The organism is Paenibacillus montaniterrae, assembly GCF_018403185.1.
GTDB lineage: Bacteria > Bacillota > Bacilli > Paenibacillales > Paenibacillaceae > Pristimantibacillus > Pristimantibacillus montaniterrae.
In genome coordinates, this window is record NZ_BOSE01000012.1 from 75,512 (window position 1) to 98,668 (window position 23,157).

A 23,157-nucleotide genomic window follows, 5' to 3' on the forward strand; every position below is an offset into this window, starting at 1 on the left:
TTGGCAGCTTTTATTTTTAAATTTCGTGTTTATCTCGCAACTTTTGACATGTTGCCCTCGTTTTATATATATGAGGAGGGAATGTTTGGTGAAAAAAATTCTATCGATTATATTGTCATTAGGTTTGCTATTAACATTACTGGATACGTTCCGACCATTACAAACTGTTGAGGCCGCTACCAAAGTTAGCATAGCATCTAATGTAAGTGCGGTGCTTTATGATGCTCAATTGGTAAAGGATGCAACAGGCAAATTAGCGTCTTTTACAGTCAAGTTTGAAAACAAATCTCAAAATAATGTTCCGCTGATCGACTACTGGGCCAAAATATCCGGGAAAGATAATCGTTCCTATGTTACGAGATTGATGTCTGAAGATAAGGAAAAAAGGTATGTTATTCCCAATTCAACAACCTACCTTACATACTATGCTTATGTAGGAGCCAATGATGCGCTGACGGATTTGTCGCTTGATATTATCAAGTGGGATTTTAATGCCAAAGATTATGAGCGTATCGTAGGTAAGCTGAAATCCACAGGTAATGGTGTAACTCCTTATAAAAAATCAGAGGAAACGAATCTGGATAAAGCATTGCTGAATGTGCTGCTCGGCAGTTACAAAATGTACTCTGATAAAAATTATCATTACTTTAATATCGAAGTAGTTATGCGAAATAAAGCTAGTGCGGCGTTAGATACTAGCAAATTGAGTTATTATTTAACAGATGGCAAAGGAACATTGATTCCACTATTATCCGCTAATAAGGAAGAAGGCTCAGCGAGCTTAAATCCGCAAGAACGTAGAACAACTTTACTATCTGCGACACTTGATAAAAGCTTTGCCAAAAATAATGCTAAAGTGGTTGTCATGTATAATGACGAAGCTGGTTCGATCCAACTCCCACGGGTAACTTTTGCATTACCGGCGCTTAAAGATACTTCAGCAGTAAAATCTTCTGCAACGTCGACATTTTCTATTGGCAACCACCAAGTAAATATGACGGTTAATGAACAACGTGTTAGTCAAAGCAATGGCAGTACCTTTACTGATACATCGATCGTGTTAGAGAATAAATCTGTATCTAAAATGACGATGCCTAATTTTGAGTATTATATTAAGACAGCACAAGGCTTCTTGTACCCATTGGTGCCAGAGGAAAACGCTCCAACAGAGCTTCTTCCTAATATAAAGAAAGAAATTAAGCTGCGTGGCGAGCTGCCAAAGGATGCAGATTTAAAGAAAAGTCAATTCGTCGTGTTTTATAGTGAAGAAAAAGGACAAAAAAGCAATTTCTTAGGAAATTTTGAAATTGTGCTTGGCGGTGCTAATCAGCCAACTAAGCCAGCAACAAATAAAACAACTTATCAGGATCAAGTAATTGAACAAACATCGCTGCAAAGAATACCAAGTGGAGATAGCGATTTATTGATTGCAGAATTTAAGATTTTGAATAAATCTGCTAAAGCTAAAGCTAGACTTCAGCTTTCTGGTCAATTTGAAATTGATGGCGTAAAACTTCCAGCCGATGCTACTAAAATTGTATATCTAGACAATTTGCTGACGATTGGAAAGGATCAAAGCTATCGTGTCATTACGTATACGAAGATTCCATATGTTCAAAGCACTGATAATGTTTTGTTTAATATGATTGAAAAGCTAGAGGACAAAGAAAATACCATTCATCAGTTTAAGCTTAACGAAATGACAAGTGCTAGATTGCTAGCGGCTAATGAGCCATATGTAATCGACACAACGGGTGGAAAAGGCGAGGTACAAGTACAGCGCTCAGACATTCTTAAAGGCAAGCAAAATGACCTATTCCTGACTCAGCTAGTGTACGAAAGCAAGGAACAACGCTCTGTCGTTCCAACACAGCTAGTAGGCTATATTACAAACAGCAATGGTGATGTGGTTGAGCTTACGATCAAGCCTTATACTTCTAGAATTATGCCTAACGGCAAAGTAGTATTGTACGGTAGTGCTGTTATACCGAAAGATTATGAACAGCAAAAAATTAATCTTTATTTTGGTGAAACTGTAAAAACTGGCGAAGAAGAAATTAGCAATGTAATGGTTAATCCAGTTTATACACAGAACCTGATTAAGGCTGATAGTCCAATTGATTCATTTACAGCATTACCATTTATGAAGTACGATATTTCACTTTCATCCTTCTATGCACAGTTTGACAGCACGGATGGACTAATTGCAGATACGATTAATTTGAGCTTCAATTACGATATAACAGTTCGTGATGACGCGCCAGAGTATGCAGATGCACATCGCATTGTAATTGAATATGTTGATCCTGAGCGTCCAAGCGTAACGTTCTCGAAATCTTTCGAAATTGGTGGAGAGAAGGACGATAAGTTTACGATCGGCACACGCAATAAACAAACGATGTCATTCAGCGATTCTGCCCTGCAGTTTACTAATCCAGGTCAGTATATTGTCAATGTTTATGAAGAATACGATGGATTCAAAAAGCTAATTGCGAGCAAGACTTTCTTATTTGGCAATGTGCAATAAGTCTAGCAATTACTCTCCTAATCTAGTATCGTATATGTATATGTGAGGGGAGATGACGAGATGAAAGCTATGAAATGGACAGGTGCAGCATTGATTCTGGCAACGGGTATCGTTGCTGGAACGATCATTGGCAATGCGCTAACTGTAGGAACCAGTTCAGTGACTCCAGGAACGGTAAATGATCCAGTTGTAACCAAAAGCTATGTTGATGAACAAATTGCTCGTATTAACGGTGGAGGCTCCTCAGGTGGTTCCACCGGCGGTACAGCAACTCAGGCATCGCTAGAGGTAGTAACAGTTCCAAAAGATCGTATTTTAATGGTTGACGCCGGTAGTGAAGCGGTAATCCGTGTAGGAAAAGCAGTTGCTTACAGCTCCGACAGCAATGGGATTTCTGATGTTACGGCTGGTGTAGATATTAAAAAAGGATCTTCTGTTCCAACTAATCATCTAATATGGTTCCCACGTGATGGACGTGGTATTCAAGTAGCACCAGATTCTAAAACATCTTTAACGGTGCTTGTTAAAGGCACTTATCGTTTGGAATAATTTGATTAAGAAGCTGCAATGATAAGGTATGAATTAAAATCGTCAAAGTGCTGGTTCCCAGTTGCTTTGACGATTTTTTGTTGGCAGCAAAGCAAGCATTAGCCAATGCTGTTATAAATTCATCAGTTTACTGACTTGCGCTCGAGCCATACTAATATTGCTTTTATCAATATATTAGGAGGCGATTGCAATGAGCAGACGCAACCAAGTTGTAGTTCCACAATGTAAGGCAGCATTAAACGCAATGAAGTATGAGCTAGCTGCGGAAATCGGGTTATACACTCCTGGACAAGAGGATTTTAGTGCAGAGTTTGCTGGAGAGCTTGGAACGGCAGGCCCAACAACAAGCAGTATTAACTGGAGAGAAGCTGCTACAAGAGACGTTGGCTACATTGGCGGTTCAATTACAAAGCGACTTATTCAGCAAGCTGAGCAAGTGCTCGGGCAATTATAAACCCGATATATGCGGTGGGCACAATAACTGGGATATTTAACTTGCATTGACATGATGCTTGATTTTCTGTATTATTCTATGTTAGAAGTGTTGTAAACCAACCTTTTCCTACGGGAAAAGGTTCATTTTTTGTGTATAAGGTGTATTCTTATATATAAGCATATGTAAATGGGAGGTTGATACGGATGTCGGTAAAAGGACGCCATTTATTCACATCGGAATCAGTAACAGAAGGTCATCCCGATAAAATTTGTGACCAAATTTCTGATGCTGTTTTAGATGCATTTTTGGAAGCTGATCCTAATGCGCGCGTTGCATGTGAAGTTTCTGTTGCTACAGGTTTAGTACTTGTAATCGGGGAAATTACAAGTAAGGCTGATTATATTGATATTTCAGCTATTGCACGTCGTACAATTAAGGAAATTGGCTACACGCGTGCTAAATACGGTTTTGACTATAGCACTTGTGCCGTGCTTACGTCTCTAAACGAGCAGTCTGCAGATATTGCTCAGGGCGTTAATGCAGCACTTGAAACACGTGATGGCAAAGATGTTAACCAGGAAAATGAAGACATTGGCGCTGGTGACCAAGGTCTAATGTTTGGCTTCGCAACCAATGAAACGCCTGAGTTAATGCCGCTTCCAATTGCCCTATCACACCGTATCGCTCGTCGTTTGTCTGAAGTGCGTAAAGATGGCACGCTTAATTATCTGCGTCCTGATGGTAAAACGCAGGTTACGATTGAATATGTTGACGGCAAGCCTGTACGCGTAGACACGATTGTTGTATCTACACAGCATGCAGAGGATGTTGCGCTTGAGCAAATTCAATCTGACATCATGGAGCATGTTATTAAGCCAGTCGTTCCACAAGAATGGCTTGATGAACAAACAAAATATTTTATTAACCCTACTGGTCGCTTCGTTATTGGCGGTCCACAAGGCGATGCAGGCCTGACAGGTCGCAAGATCATTGTTGATACGTACGGCGGCTATGCGCGTCATGGCGGCGGTGCTTTTTCAGGCAAGGATCCTACGAAGGTTGACCGTTCTGCAGCATATGCAGCGCGTTATGTCGCTAAAAATATTGTTGCTGCCGGTTTGGCCGATAAATGTGAAATTCAATTGGCCTATGCAATCGGTGTTGCACAGCCAGTCTCGATCAATGTAGACACTTACGGAACAGGCAAGGTATCTGAGGAAAAGCTGGTAGAAGTTATTCGTAAAAACTTCGACCTTCGCCCAGCCGGCATTATTAAAATGCTTGATCTTCGCCGTCCGATTTATTCTAAAACTGCGGCATATGGTCATTTTGGTCGCACGGACATTGATTTGCCTTGGGAGCGCGTTGACAAGGCTGACATCATTAAAGCTGATGCAGGCATTTAAAGCTATAAATTAGAAAAATGAGAAACCTTTAAGCCAAATTTTACGTCTAAAGATGTAAAATTTGGCTTTTTATTTTGTAAAGCGATTGAAATGCGACTAAAGGCCCTTCATTTTTAGTGCTCAAAAGCCGAAAAAAAGGGTACGAGTGTATTTTGAGGAGTGGTAAGATGCGGGGAAAGAATAAGCTTTCAGTATTGATCACGATCATGCTGCTGTTGCAATTGGTACTTCCTGTTAATGCAATTCAACAGCAAGCTGCAGCGGCAACATCAGGACCAGTCGTAAAAACGTTAAGTCCATCGGACAATACGACTAATGTTCCAATCCGGGCAAATTTTAGTGTTACGTTTGATGAAGAAATTGTAAAGTATGACAATAACAAAAAGATTACGATTCATCGTTATTCCGATAATTCGGTTATTCAATCATTTGCGATGAATTCATCGTATGTCACCGTTTCGGGCAATACGCTTACGCTTCAAGCAAGCCATATAACATTGGATACTAATACGGAGTATTATATTTTAATCGAAGCTGGCGCGGTGGCCAATACTTCGAACGCTGCACTGTTTGCGGGAATAAACAGTCCAAGTGCATGGAATTTTAAAACGATTGCAAAAAGCGATGATGTTAGACCAACAGTTTCTTCCACATCTCCAAGCTTATGCAGCACATCGGGAACATGCGATAAATCTTTGCCGATTACGACTTCACTTACATTTAATTTCAGTGAGCCGGTCTATGTAGACAGCGGAAGCATCAGCTTAACGAGCTCGGTTGATAATCGCAGCATTCCGGTAACTTCCTCTGAAATTGTCGGAAGCGGAACAAGAAAAATTACGATAACACCTAATACTGTACTCAAGCCTGCTACCTTGTATACGTTAACGATTAGCGGCAGCAATATTGTTGATGCTTCGGGGAATAATTACTTGGGAGGCAGCTGGAGATTCAATACGTCTGAAAGTCCGGTTAAGCTGATTCAGCAAGCGCCGGTTAATGGAGCAACAGGTGTCGGTTTATCCAATAATTTAATTTTGAATTTCGATAAAAAAGTGCAGGCAAGTTCAAGCAAAAAAATTCAAATTCGAAAAGTTGCCAACAATGAGCTTGTTTTCGATGAGTATGCGAATAGCTCACGCATTTCAATTAATGGCTCCAGTGTTACGATAAATCCAGGCAGCTTGTCAAGCAACACTTCGTACTATGTAACGATTGAGCCAGGAGCATTTTATGCATCAGGCAAGCCTAAGGATATTTATTATGGAATGAGCAATGCTACTGATTGGAGATTCCAGACTGGCTATGGCAATGATACTATACCACCTACGATCAGCACATATTCACCGCAACTAAACAGCACTGCGGTCGGTGCGGCTGAACGCATTATTTTAACGTTTTCTGAGCCTGTTTTCGCCAACAGCGGCAAGATTGAAATTCGCGAGTATAACTCAGACGCGCTTTATCGTTCCATTGATTTGACCTCCAGCAGAGTAACGGGTGGGGGAACAACTCAAATCACCATTGATCCGCATTCCGCTGTTTCTGGTGAACGCGCAAAATCATTTACGGTTGGCTCGCGCTATTATGTGTCGATCGGCAATCAAGCGTTCGTAGATGGTGCGGGCAATGCATTTGCCGGCATATCGAATAAAGCTTACAGCTTCCATGTATCGTCTCAGGAAGCAGGTCCTCAGCTTGTAGCGCTATCTCCAGTTAATTTAAGCACTACAGTAGCTACGGATGCTACGTTCAAATTTACGTTTGATAAGCCTGTTTTGGTCGATTCCAGCAATAACAAGGCGATGATTTACAGTCTTACAGACGAGGCGATACATGTGGCGGCAACATTAAAGGTGAGCTCCAGCGATAATAAGGTTGTCGAGCTTATCCCTGCTGCAACGCTTGAGGCTGATAATGACTACTACATCAATATTGAAGCGAATTCGATTTACGACTCGAACGGCAATTATTTTATCGGGATCAAAAATCAGTACCAGTGGAAATTTAAAACACTAGGCGGCGATACAACACCACCTGACATTGTTAAAGCAGAAGTTAGTGGTAATGTGATTCGCCTTGTATACAATGAGCTGTTAAATGAGAAGCAAGTACCATCCCCTGCACAATTTTATGTAACAGTTGCAGGTAATGCGCGCAATGTAAACAGCGTGAAAATTGAAGGCAATGTTGTGTTTGTCACACTATCCTCAACTGTAAGCAGCTCGCAGCAGGTATTGATTTCTTACAGCAGAAGCAATAGCAATCAAATTCAGGATTTGACAGGGAATTATGCGCCTGATTTCGCGAACCAAGTCGCGACGAACGGCTTTACCGAGACAAATCCAGTCGTTACATCAAGCAGCTTTAACGGAAGCACAATTACGCTTACCTTTAGTGAAAACCTGGAAACTATTCATTCGTTGGCATTTACACAATTCTCAGTAACCGTAAATGGGGTAGCGACCACAATTAGTCGAATATCTCAAAGCAATAACAGCCTGGTATTTACGCTTGGCAACTCCATTGCTTCAGGCTCGGCAGTTGTCGTTCACTATGTGGAGGGCTTATATCCAATTACAGGCTTGTCCAGCAATAAAGTAGTATCGTTCTCGCATACAGTAGGTACAACTACTGGCGGCGGAGGTGGCGGGAATGTTCCAGGTGCGCCGGTCATGCAATCTATTTCGCTGTCAGGGGATAAGCTTTATATAAGATATAATAAGTCGATGTCTTCAACCTCCACGCCAGGCACTTATCAATATGCAGTGCTAGTTAACGGACGCGCTGCATCGGTAAGATCTGTCGTATTAAGCGGCGATACCGTTGTGTTGACATTGTCAAGCTCGCCGTCAAGCAACGATACCGTTTATGTAACCTATTATGGAACAGGCTCGACGCTGCTGGACAGCGATTATAATGCAGCCGCATCCTTTAACAATATGCTAGCTACGAGCAGCACTAATCCAGGAAACGGCAGTAACTCGACAGCTGTTTCCGTACAGGGAGCGATTATAAAAGGCGACACATTGACGCTTAATTTCTCAGGAAATTTGGATGCAAGCTCAGTTCCTGACGCGAGCAACTTCCTTGTTCGCATATCGGACAATGTGCGCGTTATTTCCAGCATATCGATCGTTGGCTCTCAAGTGATTTTGAAGCTGAATACGGCAACTAAAGTTGGTGAAACTGCTACTGTATCTTATTTCAATACGACCGGTACGCTGCGCAGTTCATCAGGCACGGCAGTGAACGGCTTTACGAATTTGGCTGTAGCGAATCAAACAACTGTGCTGGATGTATTGACTGATGATTACACCTCTGCAACCAACGGACTGCTCATTAAAACATCAGCGAGCTCCACAAGCAGTGATGTATCGCCAGGCGGCTATTCTGCTACGCGCTATACGCTAGTAACTGAAAAGCTTATTACAGCTATTTCTACTTTGACCGATGCGAATATGACTAAGGCTCAAATTATATTTGAGGTACCAGCGAGTGAGCGTGCTGCGATTGTAGCGTTGTCTGTGTCGGCATTGGAGTATGCCGAAAGAAAAGGTGACTTTACCATTGTTGTGAAGCATGGAAATCGCACCTACGAGCTGCCAGTTGCATCTATTAACGTTACAGCAGCTGCAAGAGCTTTAGGCGGCAACTCCGTATCCAACTACTTGAAGCTAGTACTGGAAGAAGGTGAAACGCCTGCAACAAGCTCGCTTGTAACGGCGATCAACCGCAGCGGAGCAACTATGCTTGAAGGCCCATTCTATTATGATGCAGTAATTGTCAATGGCGCTAATTCGGAACCAGCTAAAATCACTGGCAATTTGACGCGTACAATTCAGACGAACCGCAGCTTTACCAATAACAACACAGCGGCTGTATTCTACGATGAGGTTGTTGGACAGCTTTCCTATGTACCGACTACTTTCAATAAGTCTGGCTCAGCAACGACCGTAGTGTTCAAGCGCCCAGGCAATAGTGCGTATGCATTGGTATCCAGCAATAAGCTGTTTAGCGATTCAAGCAATCACTGGGGCTTGAGCTCGATTTCGGTTATGACACGCAAATTTATTGCCGACGGTCACAGCTCAACGAACTTTAATCCGAAAACGAACATTACACGTGGCGAATTTGCGACTTACATCGTGCGTGGCTTAGGCTTGAGCGCCAATAAAGAAGCAGCCAGACAATTTAAGGATGTTAATAGCAATTCTGTTATGGGCGGCTATATTGGAGCAGCAGTTGAATCAGGTATAGTATCTGGTGTATCGTCTACGTCCTTTGCACCGAATAATTATATTACGAGACAGGATATGGCACTTATGATGATTCGTGCAGCCAACTATGTTGGAATTGATACGAAGCTGGTGTCTACCGCTGATACCGTCCTAAGCGGCTACAAGGATAAATCCTCTGTCAGCTCTTATGCGAAAACAGGGCTGGCTCAGGCGATTGAAATCGGCATTATTTCTGGAACGTCATCTACAGCATTGTCGCCTAAAGATAATGCAGAGCGTGTACAAGGGATTATTATGATTCAGCGTCTGCTTGAAAAAGCGGGATATTTGCAAAAATAAGTACTGCGCTGCGTGAGCGCGAACAGCATACTGTTAGAATAGCCAGGCTGATCCTAATTAGTCTGGCTATTTTTTGTGGATACAGAAATAACTTGCCACAATGAAAGAAAAAGGTATAAAATTAGTACCATTAAAGCTAATCTAGCCTTTCTCTCTCTTAATCTATGAATAAAATTACCAATCAGGGCAACTTTCTATCAATTGGTGTAGTCTAATATAATAGAGAAAAGAGGTAGGGAGAGAGGTTAATCAATGCGACGCTACACAATCAAGCAATTAATTACGAAAAAAAAAGCGGTGATTTTGCTGCTTTCAGGAGTCCTTGTCGTTACCCCTTTGCAATATTTGCTGCCAGCTTCAAAATATGCAGTATCTGACCGTGCGTATGCGGCAACGGCGGCCAATTCAAAGCTAAAAGCAAATGGGGAAAGTATTATATCATCTGGTGTCCTGCGCAAAGACTATACGTTTTCTACTACGCGCGGCTCCAAACAAGTATCAACGGCCGTACATGTTTTAGAGGTTGATCTATCAAATCCATACATATCGCTTCAAGCCATTAGCGGTAAAAATGGCGAGGTTGGTACTCGCACCAATACGATGACGATGGCTAGCAATGCCGGCGCAATAGCAGCCATTAATGGCGATGTATTTAATATGGGGCGCGAAGGCGCGCCGCTAGGCTCGCAAATTTCGTTTGGCTCACTGGTCGTTAGTCCTTCCTTGTTAAAAGGGATGTATGCCTTTGGTGTATCAAAGGACAAAAAACCAACGATTGATGCTTATACCTTTCAAGGGTCGGTAACAGCTAGCAATGGTAGCAGCTTTGATTTGTCGGGCATTAATCAATCCTCCTATAGCTCTGATGTAACAGGAGAAGCCTTCAGCCATTATAATCGATTGTTTATTTATACGAGCGCATGGGCAGGAGCAGAACGTCCACAAAGCTCAGGCACAACTCCAACAGAAGTGCTGGTAGTTGATGGTGTTGTCCAGGAAATTGTAAATAACGGCACCGTATCCAAAGCGATTCCAGAGAATGGCTATATTTTGCGTGGGCATAAGGATGCCGCTCAATTTTTACTAGGACTTAAAGTTGGCGATACGATAACGGCTGACTACAGCCTCGTTTCGCAAACGACAAAGCAAAAGGTAGACCCGGCAAGCTTTGAAATGATGGTGAGTGGACATACGCTGCTGGTGGAAAACGGAAAAGCCTCGAGCTTTTCGCGTGATGTTACAGGGGTTAGCGGCAATTCCTACACCTCTCGTACAGCAATCGGCTACTCTTCCGACGGTAAAAAGGTATATATGGTTACTGCTGAACGAGCAGGCTCCAATACCGGCTTAAGCTTGAAGGAGCTGCAAACGGTGCTTGTGCAGCTTGGCGTGCATAAAGCGGTCAATCTCGATGGAGGCGGCTCCACAACGATGGTAGAGCGCAAGCTCGGTTACAGCTCACTTTCCTTGGCGCATTCTACGCAAGAGAGCTCCATGCGTGCGGTATCAAACGGCATTGGCGTGTTCACGTCAGCTCCGCAAGGCAAATTACATGGCTTCACAATTACAGGTACACAGAAAATGCTGGTCGGTCAAACCGCTACCTTTAATTTGCGTGCCTACGATAATTACTATAATCCAATAGAAGTGAGCGGCTCGCCAACATGGAAAAGCACGAATAATGCAGGCTCATTCTCCGGTGATGTATTTACAGCGAAAGCCGCAGGCACAGCCTCGATTCAAGCGTCGCTAGGCTCGGCTAATGCAACCGCCACCTTTGAAGTGATTGGCAGCGATCAATTGAAGTCGCTCGTATCAACCAGCGGCGTCGGTTCATTGTCAGCAGGTGCGAAGATGCCTGTTTCGCTTAAGGCAACCTTGAAAAATGGCGATCAGTACACGTTGAATGGTAATGATTTGGCATGGGAATTTATCGGATTCAGTGGTACATTTAAAGATGGGACTATTACTGTAAATTCAATTAATAAAGGGGTAACGGCAGGCTATGCCGTCGTCAAATATGGAGATTTGTCTACCATGATCCCGTTTACGAATGAGGTTTCCAGCTCAACAGTAGAAAATTTCGATAATGTTGGCTACAGCATTACAAGTCAAGTAACGCCTTCCGGCACAACTAAAGGCAGTGCCAAGCTTGTTGCGGGCGCTACCTCCAGCAGCTCGGATAAAGCGCTGCAAATTGGCTATGACTTTACAGAAGGAACAGGTACGAAGGCCTCCTACGCCAAGCTTGGCGAAGCGGGACGTACATTAATGACTGGCCTGAGTGGATTATCGCTTGATGTTTTAGGCGACGGCAGCAACAATTGGCTGCGCGCTGAAATTGTCGATGCGGACAATACGATTCACTATGTCGACTTGGCGAAATCCGTCAACTGGACTGGCTGGAAAAATGTGAAGGTAGACATTGACAGCAGTAAAATGAAGGGTGCATTAAAGCTGAGACGGATTTATGTGGTTACACTTGATTCCAGCAAATCAGGTGTTGCTGCAAGCGGGCAAATTACGATCGATAATATTGTACAGTACGCCAAACAGGCTAATACATCACCGTCTAGCAGCCAGGTCATTAAATTGATCATTAACAGCAAGCAAGCGACAGTCAATAATAAGGCCGTTACGCTAGAAGTAGCGCCAACCTTGAAGGATGGCTACACGTACTTGCCGATACGCTTTATTGCCGAGCAGCTTGGTGCAAATGTTAAATACAATAGCAAGAACCAAACTGTCACTGTGCTAAGTGGCAACAATATGCTGGAAATGAAGCTGAACCAGAAGAGCTATACGCTTAATGGCTCTCGTTATGAATCAGAGGTAGCGCCATTTGTTCAGCAAGGAAGAACGCTAATACCTGTTCGTTTATTTTCCGAAAAATTAGGATATAAGGTTACTTATAAACATTCAGAACGCAGTATAACCATACAGTAACATTTATAGTTGTTGTCCTGATTGTGGTATAATTTAGTCAGGAATCATAGATAAAGGAGTACTGGTATTGGTGGATCACCTCTCAGTCGATATTAACCGTATATTTACAAATGCGATACACGTGATGGAAAACAGCAAGTATCAAATCTACGAGGTGTGTGAGTCAGCTCGTAGTGAACGTACAGCATTGGAAAAAGAGCTCGAGCAAGTGCTGCAGCAGACGGTTCAAGTGATTGAGCAGGTTGATAAGCTTGAATTGGAATACCGATATGCTCGGATTCGTCTTACAGAGGTAAGCCGTGAGTTTACGAGATATGGAGAGCTGGATATTAAGAAGGCCTATGAGAAAGCTACTTTAATCCAGCTCCAGCTTGCTACCTTGAGAGAGCAGGAGAAGCATTTAAAATTACGGAGAGATGATCTTCAGTTACGTGTGCGAAATGTCGAAAAAAATATAGAGCGAGCAGAAAGCATTGCCTCGCAAATGAATGTTGTATTGGAATATTTATCAGGTGATCTGGATAATGTAACGCGCATATTGGAATCTGCAAAAAATCGGCAGCTGCTTGGTCTGAAAATCATTTTAGCTCAAGAGGAGGAACGCAAACGCATCGCTCGAGAAATTCACGATGGCCCTGCCCAATCGCTGGCGAATCTCGTGCTTCGCACGGAGATCGCCGAGCGAATGGCATCCAAAAAGGACTTTGAATTAGTGCGATTGGAGCTGTCCGACTTAAAGGGGCAGGTTCGTTCTGGCCTTGAAGAGATTCGTAAAATTATTTTCAATTTGCGGCCGATGGCGCTGGATGATTTGGGGTTGATTCCAACCTTGCGCAAGCTCTCGCAGGATTTTGAGGAAAGAGTCAAAATTCATACGACGTTTGAAGTTTTTGGCAAAGAGGTTCGTTTAAGCTCTTCTATGGAGGCTGCCATTTATCGTCTTATTCAGGAAGCGTTGTCCAATGTGCAAAAGCATGCATACGCTTCACGAGTGATGATAAATTTAAGCTTTTTCCCTGAAAAGTTAGAAATAAATGTCAAGGATAACGGTAAAGGCTTTACTCGGAATCCGGGCAAGGATGACCAAACCCATTACGGAATCATTGGCATGTATGAACGCGTAGAATTGCTTGAAGGAACAATCGACATTCAATCGGGGGCTGATAAAGGAACAGAGATCACAATTGTCATACCGCTGAAAAATAGTTGAGAAAGGAGATAGTGATGATGAACATGGGAGAAGGTAGCTATGCTTCTACAGGACCGATTAAAATTCTGCTTGCAGACGATCATCAATTATTTCGAGAAGGCTTAAAGCGTATACTTAATATGGAAGCTGATCTTGAAGTCATCGGTGAATGTGGCGACGGGATTCAAGTGCTTGAATTTTGCAATCACACGTTGCCTGATATCGTACTAATGGACATTAATATGCCGATAGAAACAGGCGTGGTTACAACAGAGCGCTTACGTGATCTGTTTCCAGATGTAAAGGTAATCATTTTATCGATCCATGATGATGAGAGCTACGTATTTGAGTCGTTGCGCAAAGGAGCAACAGGCTATTTGCTTAAAGATATGGGGGCAGAAGCGTTAGTTAATGCGATTCGTGCTGTTTCCCAAGGCTATTCTTACATCCATCCGAAAGTGACAGGCAAGCTTATTAATCAGCTGCGACGCATGACTTATCTCGATGAAATTGGTGTGGCTACTAACCAAACATTAGATATTGGCGCTACCTATATTCCGCTTGAAGAAAGTCCTTTAACGCGCCGCGAAGCTGAAGTACTGCGCTTGATGGCAGAAGGCAAGAGCAATAAAATGATTGGCGAGCATTTATTTATTAGTGAAAAAACGGTAAAAAACCATGTCAGCAGCATTTTACAAAAAATGGAGGTTGATGACCGCACACAAGCAGTTATTAATTCCATCAAGTTTGGCTGGGTAACGCTTTAATGCTGCAGGCATTGTAGCGATATATGATTCATTCAAAATGGTTATGTTATATCTATTCTTTGAATAAGATACGACATAACCATTTTTTTGGTCGAAGGAATTGGGTGACCGCATGAATGGGTAGTGCATACAATATGCAAAGAGGAGGGAATGAAGATGATTAGTCTTCTACTTTTTGTTATTGGATGCTACGTACTCGCAGCCGTCTCAGTCCATTTATATTATCGAATGTGTCAGCATCAACAAGCAGAAAAGCACTATGTACTGCTGGCCGACCAGCCCCATGAGCAAATGGAATGGATAATGCGCTCCATGCATTCTTTTTCCAAATGGATGGGCATTCCTGTCCACGTTACCATTGTTCCGTCTGTCCACTGCTATGAGCTTTCTTTCATGGCTGATCGCTGGAGCAGTCAATGGTTTCCGATTCAAATTAATCAGCAAGCGTCAACACCAGCACATGCTATCGTCGTTGACCTTAATAAGGAGCAGGACTTGTGCAAGCTGCCATTCTAATTTATACTAGTCACATAATGAAAACGTGAAGCACACGAATCGAGATCAAATCGGTTCGTGTGCTTTTTTATTTCAGCTTGTGTTTTTCTGTGAAACAATTAGATTTTGGGAGGGATCAACATGTATGGAGCAATTGCATTAATAGGAAGCCCCTTGCATGCTAAAGCAGTTCTGCTTCCAATGGAGCAGCGACATATTTCTCAAGCGGAGCAATGGGCGGTCCATTTGCAGCAAAATCAGGAAATGGTGGTAAGCACTACTCCAATTGCGCTGGCGATGGCGGATTGGATTTTACGCAAGCTGCAGCAGACAATGCGATCCGGTAAGGGGAAGGTTCGTATTTCTATGGAGCAGCAGATGAACGATATAGCAGGCATGCTTGCTTCTACCGGGATTCAAGAAGCAATAAGCTGGCGGCGCTGTACAGCCCCATTGGACCAACGTGGGGATTCTAATGAGAGCAAAGAAAGAGAAACGCGCCAGCAGGTCGTTCACTGGCTGCAAGGCCGCAAGCTGCTATATGACGAGTGGCTGGGGCTAGCACATGATCAAGCAAGAGAAGAGGAGCTGCCTCATGTCATGTCAGCATGGCGCTGGCTGCTGCTGCACAATTATGTGCAGCTGCGAAGTGCAGTAGAATTTATAGAGCTGTCCAGTGGACGGGCTAAGCTGCGCTGCTTGCGCTGTTATGATACAGAGCTTGTTTTAGCTGAACGATCATGTGCGTACTGTGGCGAGCGCTGCTATTATTGCAGCTCCTGCCTGCAAATGGGACGAGCGCGCACCTGCACAGCGCTTATCGTTGGGCGATATCGTTCTCCTTTGCAGCAGCATGCCTCTACGCAGCAGCTGGCCCCCGAGCGACTGCTGAGAATGGAGTCATTTGGCTTAAGCGATGCGCAGCTTATGGCGACAACCAAGGCATTAACCTTTACTTATCAGCGTCTCTTTTCACACCAAGGGCAAAAGCATAGTAGACAGGAGAGTGCAAGCAAGCTTGCTTCGCAATTTTTATTATGGGCAGTAACAGGCGCGGGGAAAACGGAAATGATTTTTCCGCTTGTTGCTTATATGATACGACTGGGTGGAAAGGTGCTGCTGGCAACACCGCGCAGAGATGTCGTGCTTGAGCTTTCTCCTCGCCTGCATAAAGCCTTTCCCGAGCTTGCCATCGTCACACTTTATGGAGGAAGCGATGAGCGCTGGCAGCATGGTCAGCTGGTGCTAGCCACTACCCATCAGTTGATGCGATTTCAGCACGCATTTGACTTGGTCATTATTGATGAGCTGGACGCCTTTCCTTACCATGGCGATGAGCGGCTTTATCGTGTTGCTGAGCAATCTAGAACTCGGCAAGGAATTACCATTTTATTATCGGCTACCCCTCCAGCCTATTTGCAGCGTGAGCTGCGCAGCGGCAAGCTAGCTCACGTAAAGCTCCCCGTTCGCTATCATCGTCATCCACTGCCCATCCCGATTCGGCTGAAAACTCCGTTAGTAGCTGAGCAGTTGAGCAAGCACAGTATTCCTCGCAGTCTGCAGCAGGCGTTGGCACAATCCTTGCAGGAGGATGCGCAAATTTTTGTGTTCCTGCAGCGTATTGTTCATACTGAGGCATACGCCATGCTGTTAAGGCAATTGTTCCCCGACATCAACATCCAAGCTACCTCCTCACAGGATCCAGATCGAAGCAGCAAAGTGATGGCATTTCGCCAGCGAGAAATCCGAATATTGGTTACGACGACCATTCTTGAACGGGGCGTTACCGTACCGCGAAGTCATGTTTACATATGCGATGCAGAGGCAGAGCTTTTTGATGAAGCAGCACTTGTGCAAATGGCTGGCAGAGCTGGTCGATCTGGAGATGCGCCTAATGGAGCCGTTTATTTTTTATCTCAGCAATGGAATGCGGGGCAAAAACGCGCGATTAAGCAAATTCAAAGCATGAACAAGCTGGCTATGCAGCAGGGGTATTTGCTGCCACAGTATTTATCGGAAAGAAGGTAGATTGAAGATGAAGCGGAGAATAGATTTGCTGCAATGGCTGCAGCCAACTCCTAATTTGTGCATCGTCTGCGGTCATCCTAATTTGCATGCTTCGGCAAGCAATGCGTTGCATGCCTTTGCTCCTCTGCGTCAATTAAAGCTGCATGAGGTCGTTTGTAAAAGCTGCTTGAACGAAATTGCCTGGATTGACAAAATATTGTGCAAGCGTTGTGGCAGGCGTGATCGTTGTCCCGATTGCAGCAGGCGCGAAGAGTCAGCACTATGGATGAATCGCAGCGCCGTATTTTATAGTGAGGCGATGAAGCAATGGCTGCATCGCTACAAGTTTCAAGGCGATGAACGGTTATCTAGCTTGTTTGGGAAGATGCTAATGCCTGCGGTAGAGCGAGTAACGATGCAGCTTATTTACAAGCAAGGGCTAGAGGAGCATTGGAGAAAAAGCAATAAAACAGCGGTGGCCTGGCTAAAGGGTGTAAGCGGGCGATATTGGGATGCGGTTACGTCTGTGCCTTTAAGCGAAGAAAGATATCGCGAGCGGGGCTTTAACCAGGCTCAGCAGTTGGCAGCCTGCATTAGCGCACAGGCTTCAATTCCGTATTATGAGCTGCTCTTTCGTACACAGCAAGGTGTTCGGCATAGCCAACAAAGCCGCCAGGCACGACTAAGCGAGACTGGCGAGCGATTCAGTGGCTCGCATCAGGGATGGAACGCCATGCTGAGAAGCATCGGAAGGTCCAAGCCGCTTCATATTTTGTTGGTTGATGATGTTTATACTACTGGCAGTACGGTTCATGCCTGCGCAGAAGCGTTAATGCGGGTGGGGAGTGGGGATCTCACGGTAGCAAGCATTACTTGGGCCCGATCTTAGAGGTAGTTCAAAATGCTCGGCTTTGATGACGATGCTGCTTCTTTGCAGCTTAGTCGACGGCGAATCTTGCACGCTAGCGAAAACTGCGGTGCTCACGTAGCTATTGCTCTACGCTGCGCTCCTCGTTTTCTACTAGCGAGCAAGCTTCTTGGTCCTGAAAGCCGAGCATTTTGAACTTTTATTGGAAGAGGTAGTTCGAAATGCACGACTTTGATGACGATGCGTTGCTTCGTAGCTTAGTCGACGTTGGATCTTGAAAGTACTATTATTTTTCATATATGGCTAATGAAAATTAATAATTTTTACGATAAACTATATATAAGTAGCTGTTGGTAAAAAGGGGGTAACTATGATGAATTTAGACAATTGTCCTCGTTGCGGCAAGTTGTTTGCCAAGGGTCTTCGAGATGTCTGCCCAGCCTGTGTCCGCGAAATTGATAAGGAATATGAAAAATGCGCGAACTATTTACGTGAAAATAGAGGGGCTTCTATTACTGAGCTGTCAGAGGAAACAGAGGTCTCGATCAAGCAGATTACAAAGTTTATACGTGAAGGCAGAATATCCTTGATGGATGCGCCTAATCTTTCTTACCCATGCGAATCTTGCGGCGTATTAATTCAAAGCAATAACCTGTGCGATAGCTGCAGAAAACGATTAATTAATGCCTCCAAAAACCTTTTTGACGAGCCAGCTCAGACTCAAGCTAAAAAATTGAGCGAGGAGCAGATTAAAGAGGTATATAAAGGGATAAATCAATATAAAGATCGCACTTAGCAATCATTTACTATTAATATTAATAATTATGAAGCCGATAATACTATTAGTAGTTGTCGGCTTTTTAGTTTGGAAACAATGAGGTGAGTATGATGAAAATTAATGATATAAATCGCGTGACGGGTATAAACAAAGGCTATCAAAATCAAATGGAATACCGCCAGTACAACCAAAAATCTTCTAAAAAAGATGAGGTGCAAATTTCTCAAGCGGCGCAAGAGCTGCTTGAAAGCAGCCGTGCAGAGGGTTCAGAGCGTGCTGAGCAAATCAAGGCGCTTAAGCAAGCGGTGCAAACAGGCACCTATCATGTTGAGGCTGGCAAGCTGGCGGAGAAGCTGCTGCCGTTTTTCAAATCATAACGTAGTGGAGGCTTATAGATGGAACAGTCCACTTTTTCTTTACTTATTGGGCAGCTAAAGCAATTGCTGCTCATCTATCGCGCATTGTTTACGCTGGCGGATGAAAAAAAGCAAGCCATCATCCAAAATCATATTGAGTTAATCAATATGATTACGATGAAGGAAACGAAAGCGATGAAGCCTGTTCCAGAGCTGGAAAGCAGCACTCGCTCCTTTCTAACGAAGCTGCAGCGGGAGCTTGGATTTAGGCCAAAGCTGAAGATGACGCTATCCGAAATGGTCCAGCTGCTTACAGATCCTCAGCAGAAGCTTGAGCTTTCGCAACTGCAGGCTGATTTGGCGCAAGTTTCGGATAAACTGAAGCAAGCGAACGAGCATAATCAACAGCTTATTCAATTGTCGCTAGAGTATGTCAACTTCTCGCTTGATGTTATGTGTGGACCGCCTGAGGATGAAGTGACCTACAAGCGGCCGACTTTAAGCAATGATGTACAGAAAAGAACGGGAATCTACGATCGAAGATTGTAATCGATCCTCTGGTGCAACAAGCTTGGATGAAGTTATCGATGGACTATAAAAGTTTTGAGGAGGGGAAACGATGGTTTCCACATTTCATGGATTGGAGACGAGCAAGCGCTCGTTATTAACACAATCTACTGCACTCAACACAGTCGGGCACAATATTTCCAATGCGTCGACAGTAGGATATACCCGGCAGCGCGTCAATCTGACGAATGCAGATCCTGTTTATGCGCCTGGCTTTAATCGCGTTCATACTCCAGGGCAAATCGGCACAGGTGTTCAGTACAGCAGCATTACTCGCGTGCGCGACAGCTACCTGGACATGCAGTACCGCCGCGAAAACCAGGATTATGGCTACTATTCCATTTACAACGCGACAATGGAATCGATCCAAACGATTATTAACGAGCCTTCCGATAACGGCGTAAGCGCAGTAATGGACAAGTTTTGGAACTCGCTTGAAGTATTGAACCGCGATCCTAATTTGCTTAGTGCGCGTGTTGATTTTATAGGAAACGCGAAGAACCTTGCAGACACCTTCAACAAAATTGGCACCTCGCTTAACACACTTGAGAGCGATATTAACAGCAATACAACAATTAAGCTGAATCAGGCCAACAATCTGTTAAACGACATCTCAAGCTTGAACGATACGATTCGCAAAATTGAAATGCTTGGCGACAACGCAAATGATTACCGTGATCAGCGTGATGTATTGCTTGATGAGCTGTCCAAAATTGTCGATGTTCAATATACCGAGGATGTAAACGGCATGGTCAACGTATTCAGCGGCGGAGTACAGGTCATTGCGGGCACTCAAGTAACAGCATTAACAGCTACGGATGTGCCTAACATTACTGGTGGAGAAATTGCAGGCTATGCCAAATCGTTAGAGGATATTCAACTAGTACGCAATCAGCTCAATGCGCTTGTCGATACGTTTATACGTGGAGAAATTGAGATTACAATGCCTAACGGCTACCGTACCTCGAGCGACATGATTGCTGAGAACGACGTGCAGGTAAAGGATGCTGCAGGCAATATAACGACATATGCAGCGGGAGACACGATTCCTGCAGGCTCCAATATTACGTCCAGCGTGACGTTTAAAGTGAACGGCTTTAATGGCGTGCACGAGTTGGGCTATTCTTTAAACAGCCCTGCTGAAACAGGCATTCCTTTCTTTACTTCAAAGGATAATACAGTTCCATTTACAATAGAAAATATTCAGGTTAACGCTGAAATTTTGGCAGATACGAATAAGGTAGCCGCATCCGGACAGTACGAGCTGGACGGTACCGATATGAAAACAATTAAAGGAAACAGCGATGTGGCACTTGCACTAACCAGCCTGCGCGATGCCAAATTCGTTTATCCGGTTGCTTTGACTTCAATGTCTTCAGGAACAACAGATGACTACTTCCGTGCATTCGTAAGCGATCTTGGCACACGTGCCGATGTCGCGATTACGAACTATGATCGAAGCGGCAATTTGTTGGACAATGTAGAAATTCGCAGACAGTCAGTTAGTGGTGTTAGCATAGATGAAGAGCTGACAGATATGATTCGCTTCCAGCATGCCTATAACGCCGCTGCTCGCAGCATGACCGTAGTGGATGAAATGCTGGACCGCATTATCAATAGTATGGGAATCGTTGGTCGATAGGAGGGTAAAGGATGAGAATTACGAGCATGATGCAAAATACGCAGCTGCTTCGCAATATACGCAACAACAATTCGGATATTTTGGATTGGCAGAACAAGCTGTCCACGGGACAGAAAATCAGCAAGCCGAGCGACGATCCAGTAGGCATTGGCTATCAAATGCGCTACACAACTGAGCTTGCCCGCAACGAGCAGTATTTGGCGAATGCCAAAACAGGCTATGGCTGGTTGAGCCAAACCGATTCCGTGCTGCAGCAGGCGCATGACATTCTGCAGCGTCTTAATACGATTACGAATCAGGCTGCGAACGGTACGATTACGCCGGATATAAGAGAACAGATCAAACTTGAGGTGCTGCAGCTTCGTGAACAGATGATCACGGTCGGTAACAGTACATACGATGGTCGTCATATTTTTAATGGACAAAAAACGGATGTCAAGCCTTACTCGTCCGATGCTGCTAATGACAATACCGATATGGGCATCTATTACTTGAATGTTAGCCCATCAGTTACTGTAGAAGTAAGTATTCCTGGTGAGAAGGTGTTTGGTGAAGCGGGAGCAGCGGATAATATTTTCAAGCTGTTCGATGATATTGCAGAGCATCTTGAAAATGATGATCAGGCTGCGCTGTCTGGAAGCCTGGGCAATATTGAAGCCGCTGTTGAGCGAATCTCCTTGAGCCTTTCAGAGGTTGGAGCGCGGATGAACCGTTTTGAGCTGATCGAAAATCGAATTGGCGACGAGAAGGTTAGCCTTACGACATTAAGATCCTCCGTCGCAGATGTTGATATGGCGGATGCCATTATTCAACTGCAGCTTCAGCAAAACGTACTGCAAGCCTCATTATCGGTCGGCGCACGAGTGATGCAGACCTCGTTGCTGGATTATATTCGATAAGTGAAATTACTATATTTCAAGATTGGAGAGTTTGACGATGGGTGAGAAAGCCGCGACAAATATCGTAATACACAGTCAGTTATACGGAGAGCTCCAGCCAGAACAGCATCAAATTTACGAGTTTCAGCAAGGCATAATCGGTTTCTCTCATCTTAATCAGTTTGCTCTCCTGCCTTATGAAGATACGCAATTGTTTATTTTGCAATCCTTTCACGAGGAAATCAGCTTACTGCTGCTGCCGGCTGTAATGAGCGGTAATAATGAGGGCTTCCATGTAGATGAAGCCACAATTGCAGCGCTTGGCGTTGACAAAGCTGATGAAATTGTTGCTTTTTATATTTTACGGTTCATAGATAGCCAGCCTTATGTCAATTTGAAAGCTCCGATTTTAATCGTGCCGAAAAAACAGAAAGGATGCCAATTTGTCCTAACAGACGATTTAGTAGGCGTTCGCGAGCGCTTAATTTTGGCAGGTGAGGCAGATGCTCGTACTTAAAAGAAAAGTTGGAGAAGTTGTTCGCATAGGCAATGACATTGAGGTGCATGTACTGGCTGTAGAAGGTGACGTAATCAAGCTCGGTTTTGAAGCCCCAAAGCAGGTGCAGATTTTACGATCAGAGATATATGAAGCGATTAAGGCTGAAAATATGCAATCATCAATTTCCAACAGCAAGGACGCGAAGGAATTGATGAAGCAATTGAAGTTAGGGAGTGCTCCACCAAAAGAAGAATAAAGGAGGAATTATTGTGTTTGATTCAATCAATCGTATGGAAGGAACCTCTATTGATTGGACTCAAATGCCTGGCGTCAAAAAGTCAACAGCTCAAGACAACAGTCTTGCTGGAGCGTTTGCTCAAGCTGCACAGACACAGGCAAATTCAAGACTTGCTGAGGATAATAAAGAGAAGCTCTATAAAGAGCTGGAGAAGGTAAACAGTCAGTTTCACGCTCTAAATCATTCATTGCGCATGAAGTTCAATGAGGACGCAGAGCAATTTTACGTTGAAGTTGTTGATATCCAAACGCGCGAGGTCATCGACAGCATTCCTGCAGAATATGTGCTGGAGCTGGCTGCGAAGCTTAAAGATATGGTAGGGTTTTTCATCGACGAGAAACGATAGAGCATTAGCTATAGAGGAAAAGG

The 23,157-nt window shown here is 44.0% G+C and carries 19 protein-coding genes; all 19 read left to right on the forward strand.

Annotated features, from left to right (window positions below):
* Nucleotides 1-88: 88 nt before the first annotated feature.
* The 19 genes from KJS52_RS23445 to KJS52_RS23535 all read left to right on the forward strand — a co-directional run bounded on the left by KJS52_RS23445 (nt 89) and on the right by KJS52_RS23535 (nt 23,134).
* A complete protein-coding gene (locus tag KJS52_RS23445) occupies nt 89-2,527 on the forward strand; it encodes a hypothetical protein (RefSeq protein WP_213519734.1) in 2,439 nt (812 codons plus the stop codon).
* Between the two features lie 60 nt (nt 2,528-2,587).
* Nucleotides 2,588-3,076, forward strand: a complete 489-nt coding sequence (locus KJS52_RS23450) for a hypothetical protein (RefSeq protein WP_213519735.1) — start codon at nt 2,588-2,590, stop codon at nt 3,074-3,076.
* 190 nt (nt 3,077-3,266) lie between these two features.
* A complete protein-coding gene (locus tag KJS52_RS23455; RefSeq protein WP_213519736.1) occupies nt 3,267-3,530 on the forward strand; it encodes an alpha/beta-type small acid-soluble spore protein in 264 nt (87 codons plus the stop codon).
* A gap of 185 nt (nt 3,531-3,715) precedes the next feature.
* Nucleotides 3,716-4,918 (forward strand): methionine adenosyltransferase, encoded by a 1,203-nt coding sequence (gene metK / locus KJS52_RS23460; protein WP_213519737.1) that lies wholly within the window; start codon nt 3,716-3,718, stop codon nt 4,916-4,918.
* 167 nt (nt 4,919-5,085) lie between these two features.
* The gene (locus tag KJS52_RS23465) at nt 5,086-9,498 is read left to right on the forward strand and encodes an Ig-like domain-containing protein (protein WP_213519738.1); all 4,413 of its coding nucleotides are present in this window, start codon (nt 5,086-5,088) and stop codon (nt 9,496-9,498) included.
* Nucleotides 9,499-9,750: 252 nt separating this feature from the next.
* Nucleotides 9,751-12,444, forward strand: a complete 2,694-nt coding sequence (locus KJS52_RS23470) for a stalk domain-containing protein (protein ID WP_213519739.1) — start codon at nt 9,751-9,753, stop codon at nt 12,442-12,444.
* Between the two features lie 70 nt (nt 12,445-12,514).
* Entirely contained in the window at nt 12,515-13,654 is a 1,140-nt protein-coding gene (locus KJS52_RS23475; RefSeq protein ID WP_213519813.1) for a sensor histidine kinase, read from the forward strand.
* Between the two features lie 23 nt (nt 13,655-13,677).
* Nucleotides 13,678-14,400 (forward strand): response regulator, encoded by a 723-nt coding sequence (locus tag KJS52_RS23480; protein WP_213519812.1) that lies wholly within the window; start codon nt 13,678-13,680, stop codon nt 14,398-14,400.
* A gap of 156 nt (nt 14,401-14,556) precedes the next feature.
* Nucleotides 14,557-14,916, forward strand: a complete 360-nt coding sequence (locus KJS52_RS23485; protein WP_213519740.1) for a hypothetical protein — start codon at nt 14,557-14,559, stop codon at nt 14,914-14,916.
* Nucleotides 14,917-15,036: 120 nt separating this feature from the next.
* On the forward strand, nt 15,037-16,923 hold the full coding sequence (locus KJS52_RS23490; protein WP_213519741.1) for an ATP-dependent helicase ComFA: 1,887 nt from the start codon (nt 15,037-15,039) through the stop codon (nt 16,921-16,923).
* 7 nt (nt 16,924-16,930) lie between these two features.
* Nucleotides 16,931-17,791: a ComFC family protein gene (locus KJS52_RS23495; RefSeq protein ID WP_213519742.1), complete on the forward strand. Its 861-nt coding sequence runs from the start codon at nt 16,931-16,933 to the stop codon at nt 17,789-17,791.
* Nucleotides 17,792-18,143: 352 nt separating this feature from the next.
* The gene (locus KJS52_RS23500) at nt 18,144-18,566 is read left to right on the forward strand and encodes a TIGR03826 family flagellar region protein (RefSeq protein ID WP_213519743.1); all 423 of its coding nucleotides are present in this window, start codon (nt 18,144-18,146) and stop codon (nt 18,564-18,566) included.
* Between the two features lie 92 nt (nt 18,567-18,658).
* Nucleotides 18,659-18,925, forward strand: a complete 267-nt coding sequence (gene flgM / locus KJS52_RS23505) for a flagellar biosynthesis anti-sigma factor FlgM (protein ID WP_213519744.1) — start codon at nt 18,659-18,661, stop codon at nt 18,923-18,925.
* A gap of 18 nt (nt 18,926-18,943) precedes the next feature.
* A complete protein-coding gene (locus tag KJS52_RS23510) occupies nt 18,944-19,453 on the forward strand; it encodes a flagellar protein FlgN (RefSeq protein WP_213519745.1) in 510 nt (169 codons plus the stop codon).
* 70 nt (nt 19,454-19,523) lie between these two features.
* Entirely contained in the window at nt 19,524-21,113 is a 1,590-nt protein-coding gene (gene flgK, locus KJS52_RS23515; RefSeq protein ID WP_213519746.1) for a flagellar hook-associated protein FlgK, read from the forward strand.
* A gap of 11 nt (nt 21,114-21,124) precedes the next feature.
* On the forward strand, nt 21,125-22,012 hold the full coding sequence (gene flgL / locus KJS52_RS23520; RefSeq protein WP_213519747.1) for a flagellar hook-associated protein FlgL: 888 nt from the start codon (nt 21,125-21,127) through the stop codon (nt 22,010-22,012).
* 37 nt (nt 22,013-22,049) lie between these two features.
* Nucleotides 22,050-22,508: a flagellar assembly protein FliW gene (gene fliW / locus KJS52_RS23525; protein ID WP_213519748.1), complete on the forward strand. Its 459-nt coding sequence runs from the start codon at nt 22,050-22,052 to the stop codon at nt 22,506-22,508.
* The gene (csrA, locus tag KJS52_RS23530) at nt 22,495-22,746 is read left to right on the forward strand and encodes a carbon storage regulator CsrA (RefSeq protein WP_213519749.1); all 252 of its coding nucleotides are present in this window, start codon (nt 22,495-22,497) and stop codon (nt 22,744-22,746) included. The genes fliW and csrA overlap by 14 nt, the downstream gene beginning before the upstream one ends.
* Nucleotides 22,747-22,759: 13 nt before the next feature.
* Complete coding sequence (locus KJS52_RS23535; protein ID WP_213519750.1) at nt 22,760-23,134, forward strand: flagellar protein FlaG; 375 nt, start codon at nt 22,760-22,762, stop codon at nt 23,132-23,134.
* Nucleotides 23,135-23,157: the final 23 nt, after the last annotated feature.

Excerpts from the sequence above, each read along its gene's own strand:
- KJS52_RS23450 (WP_213519735.1), top strand. The coding sequence starts at position 2,588 with ATGAAAGCTATGAAATGGACAGGTGCAGCATTGATTCTGGCAACGGGT.
- KJS52_RS23455 (WP_213519736.1), top strand. The coding sequence starts at position 3,267 with ATGAGCAGACGCAACCAAGTTGTAGTTCCACAATGTAAGGCAGCATTA.
- metK (WP_213519737.1), top strand. The coding sequence starts at position 3,716 with ATGTCGGTAAAAGGACGCCATTTATTCACATCGGAATCAGTAACAGAA.
- KJS52_RS23465 (WP_213519738.1), top strand. The coding sequence starts at position 5,086 with ATGCGGGGAAAGAATAAGCTTTCAGTATTGATCACGATCATGCTGCTG.
- KJS52_RS23470 (WP_213519739.1), top strand. The coding sequence starts at position 9,751 with ATGCGACGCTACACAATCAAGCAATTAATTACGAAAAAAAAAGCGGTG.
- KJS52_RS23480 (WP_213519812.1), top strand. The coding sequence starts at position 13,678 with ATGGGAGAAGGTAGCTATGCTTCTACAGGACCGATTAAAATTCTGCTT.
- KJS52_RS23485 (WP_213519740.1), top strand. The coding sequence starts at position 14,557 with ATGATTAGTCTTCTACTTTTTGTTATTGGATGCTACGTACTCGCAGCC.
- KJS52_RS23490 (WP_213519741.1), top strand. The coding sequence starts at position 15,037 with ATGTATGGAGCAATTGCATTAATAGGAAGCCCCTTGCATGCTAAAGCA.
- KJS52_RS23495 (WP_213519742.1), top strand. The coding sequence starts at position 16,931 with ATGAAGCGGAGAATAGATTTGCTGCAATGGCTGCAGCCAACTCCTAAT.
- KJS52_RS23500 (WP_213519743.1), top strand. The coding sequence starts at position 18,144 with ATGAATTTAGACAATTGTCCTCGTTGCGGCAAGTTGTTTGCCAAGGGT.
- flgM (WP_213519744.1), top strand. The coding sequence starts at position 18,659 with ATGAAAATTAATGATATAAATCGCGTGACGGGTATAAACAAAGGCTAT.
- KJS52_RS23510 (WP_213519745.1), top strand. The coding sequence starts at position 18,944 with ATGGAACAGTCCACTTTTTCTTTACTTATTGGGCAGCTAAAGCAATTG.
- flgK (WP_213519746.1), top strand. The coding sequence starts at position 19,524 with ATGGTTTCCACATTTCATGGATTGGAGACGAGCAAGCGCTCGTTATTA.
- flgL (WP_213519747.1), top strand. The coding sequence starts at position 21,125 with ATGAGAATTACGAGCATGATGCAAAATACGCAGCTGCTTCGCAATATA.
- fliW (WP_213519748.1), top strand. The coding sequence starts at position 22,050 with ATGGGTGAGAAAGCCGCGACAAATATCGTAATACACAGTCAGTTATAC.
- csrA (WP_213519749.1), top strand. The coding sequence starts at position 22,495 with ATGCTCGTACTTAAAAGAAAAGTTGGAGAAGTTGTTCGCATAGGCAAT.